This is a genomic window from Microcystis sp. M53598_WE2 (assembly GCF_030067735.1).
GTDB lineage: Bacteria > Cyanobacteriota > Cyanobacteriia > Cyanobacteriales > Microcystaceae > Microcystis > Microcystis aeruginosa.
Genome location: NZ_JASJFE010000866.1, coordinates 1 through 2,877 on the forward strand (window position 1 = coordinate 1; position 2,877 = coordinate 2,877).

The 2,877-nt window shown below is 44.2% G+C and carries 3 protein-coding genes; all 3 read right to left on the bottom strand.

Annotation, left to right across the window (positions count from 1 at the left end; genetic code table 11):
* Positions 1-127 precede the first annotated feature (127 nt).
* The 3 genes from PX636_RS17515 to PX636_RS17525 all read right to left on the bottom strand — a co-directional run bounded on the left by PX636_RS17515 (position 128) and on the right by PX636_RS17525 (position 2,624).
* Complete coding sequence (locus PX636_RS17515) at positions 128-1,048, bottom strand: FTR1 family iron permease (RefSeq protein ID WP_288118079.1); 921 nt, start codon at positions 1,046-1,048, stop codon at positions 128-130.
* A gap of 34 nt (positions 1,049-1,082) precedes the next feature.
* Entirely contained in the window at positions 1,083-1,517 is a 435-nt protein-coding gene (locus tag PX636_RS17520) for a ferritin-like domain-containing protein (RefSeq protein ID WP_002731529.1), read from the bottom strand.
* A 246-nt stretch (positions 1,518-1,763) separates the two neighbouring features.
* A complete protein-coding gene (locus tag PX636_RS17525) occupies positions 1,764-2,624 on the bottom strand; it encodes a tetratricopeptide repeat protein (RefSeq protein WP_125732676.1) in 861 nt (286 codons plus the stop codon).
* Positions 2,625-2,877: the final 253 nt, after the last annotated feature.

The window sequence follows — 2,877 nt, forward strand, 5'->3', positions numbered from 1 at the left end:
ATCAGCCTTTTCAGTTATCAGTTATCAGTGATCAGATTTGAGTTTTCAGCGGACAGTCTTAAGTAAGGAGTATTAAATGGCATTAACAGTGCTGTCTTTTTACTGTTTACTGATCACTGTTTACTGATCACTGTTTACTGGTCACTGTTTGAGGACGTTGTCGTAAGCTTTGGAAATAGAGGCCACCGATAAGCAGTAAAAAGAGGATATAGGCAACAATTTGACTGATATAGAGGTTTTGACGATAACCAAACAGGGATTTGAGGAGGAGTCCGGGGAAAGTGCGATCGCTCAAAATTTGGGAACCGTCCCAAACTTGAAAACCGAGAAGACAGGAGGAAGGGAGAGAAGGACAGAAATGGCGATAAAAAGGGTCAATTTCACTTAAAAGACTGATTCCTGCGTCGATATGTTTCAAAACACCGATGAGTAATCCGGCAACGATTAAGAGCAGCAAAGTCCCCATAATTTGGAAAAAGAGACGGATATTAATTTTTACTCCCCCCGCAAATAGGAGAGTTCCCAACAAGGTTGCGACACTTAACCCTGCTATCGCACCGAAGGTTTGGAGCTGCCAATCTTTTTGGAATTGGGCCAGGATAAAGAGGACAGTTTCAAATCCCTCCCGCAAGACAGCGATAAAAACGAGCAGAAAAATCGCTTTTCCTGCCCCATTTTCCGATTTTAAACCCGCTTTTACCGCACTTTCTACCTCAGATTTCAAAGATTTGGCCTGTTGAGTCATCCAAATTAACATCCAACTCAACATCAAAACGGCAATCAGTCCAAAAGTGGCGGCCAGTAATTCCTTGAGCATTGGTACGAATGGACTAGGAGAAGCATCCACTTGCAAAAGGATTCCCCCTAGCAAAATACCGACCAAAACACTAGCCACCACTCCCGCACCAATACCACGATACACCCATGAGTTAAGTTGCGATCGACCCGATTTTTGTAAACAAGCGAGGACAATTCCCACCACTAAAGCGGCCTCGAAACCTTCCCGGAGAGTGATAATAAAAGTGGGTAAAGCGGAACTAAGATTCATAAGCTAGTGGATAAACTCTAGCTTTGATCCTAGCTCAAGCAAAATCCCGCAGCATCTTGCGAATTTCCAGATTGTGTAATTCTTCTTGTCCAATCATACCGCGAGCGAATTCTTCTAGGTAAATACTGGCATCTTCGACGGTTTCTAGAAGTGCTTTGTACAAATCAAGGGATTTTTTCTCATGATTGAGGCTCTCACTCAAGATTGCTTTGATATTGTGTTCATAGCTCTCCTCGATGGGGGCAATTTTTAAGCTAGGATGACCTTCTAAACCGGTGAGAATTTCCCCGACTTGTTGCGCGTGGGTGAGGGATTCCGTGGCCTGAGTCTGGAAAAATTGGACGATGGGGATGCGATGGGGACCTGTCACCATCAGGGAATAGTGGGTGTAACGGACAACTCCCGCTAGTTCAAATTCCATGATTTCGTTCAGTTGTTCGATGGTTTTGTCTCTGTCTAGTTCTCGCATAAGATTCTCAATAATTTGTCTCTAATTGCAATTGTAGCTAATCCAAACCGGCTAAATGAATCTAAAAACCTTGTTGGCTAATATTTTTAGGCTTTTTTGCCATCAAAAAAGTGCCAGATATTGGAGTGATCGGGAGGAAAATTTAGGCACTTTTTCCCTGAAAATGCCTAAAATCCCACACACCCCACGACAAACCCTTTCAGCAAACCCTAGGTGCTGAATCGAGGCGATCGAGTCAAAAAGATTTTAGCCGGGGGAATAGCAACTCAAGAGGTCATTAAAGGTTTCATTTTGCCTTAAACCATCGAAAACAAAGTTATTACGCACTAATTCGCCACATATATCCGGTTCTATGTCTAGAGCTTCCCGTAAACAGTCGATCGCTTTTTCTTGTTGACCGAGGGCGGCATAACAGCAGGCGGCATTATACCACGCATAGCGATCATCTTGATCGATTTTTAACGATTCTTCATAACAGGCGATCGCTTCTGGTAAACGCTGTAATTCCTGTAGGATCACACCCTGTTGATACCAGGACCAGTAATCTTGCGGTCGGATATCGAGGGCGGTACGATAATTAAATAAAGCCTCTTGGGGATTGCCCCAATCCCGGAAAGCGTCGCCGCGACGATACCAGGCCCAATAATCCCGGGGTCGCGCCCCCAAGGCCAGATCATAGAAAGTGATAGCGCGTTCGTAATTTTTCAGCAATCGATAGGCCTCCCCTTGCCGGTAGGCCGCCCAATAGTCCCCCGGACTATGACTTAGGGCCCGTTGAAAACAAGCGATCGCTTTTTCGTAGTCCTTTAATTCCTGTAGATAAACACAACCTTGGTCGTACCAAGCCCAATAGTTATCATCCTTTACCTGTGCGGCGTTAGCATAACTTTGAGCCGCTTCTTCATACATTCCCAAGTCTTCTAGTATCATACCCCTTTTGTACCATGCCCAATAATCATCTGGATAATATTCTAAGGCTTTTTCGTAGCTGATTAAGGCTCCAAAATAGTCCATTCTTTCTTTTAAAATATTGCCTTGGTCATACCAGTCCCGATAGCTATCCGGACGGCATTCGAGCGCTCGATAGACAGTAAATAGATAGGTCATAGTCATTAATCTTTAACGGAGTCAGGAGTCGGTCGTCAGGAGGCAGGAGAATTAAGAATGAGCATTAATTAGGGCTGGCTGAATAAATCTAAAAACCTTGTTGGGTAAGACTTTTAGACTTTTTGTCAATCAAAAAGTACCAGATATGGGAGTGGTCGGGGGGAAAATTCCGGGACTTTTTCCCTGAAAATTAGGTAATTTACCCGATGAAAATGGGTAAAACCCCACACCCCACACCCCACACCCTACACCC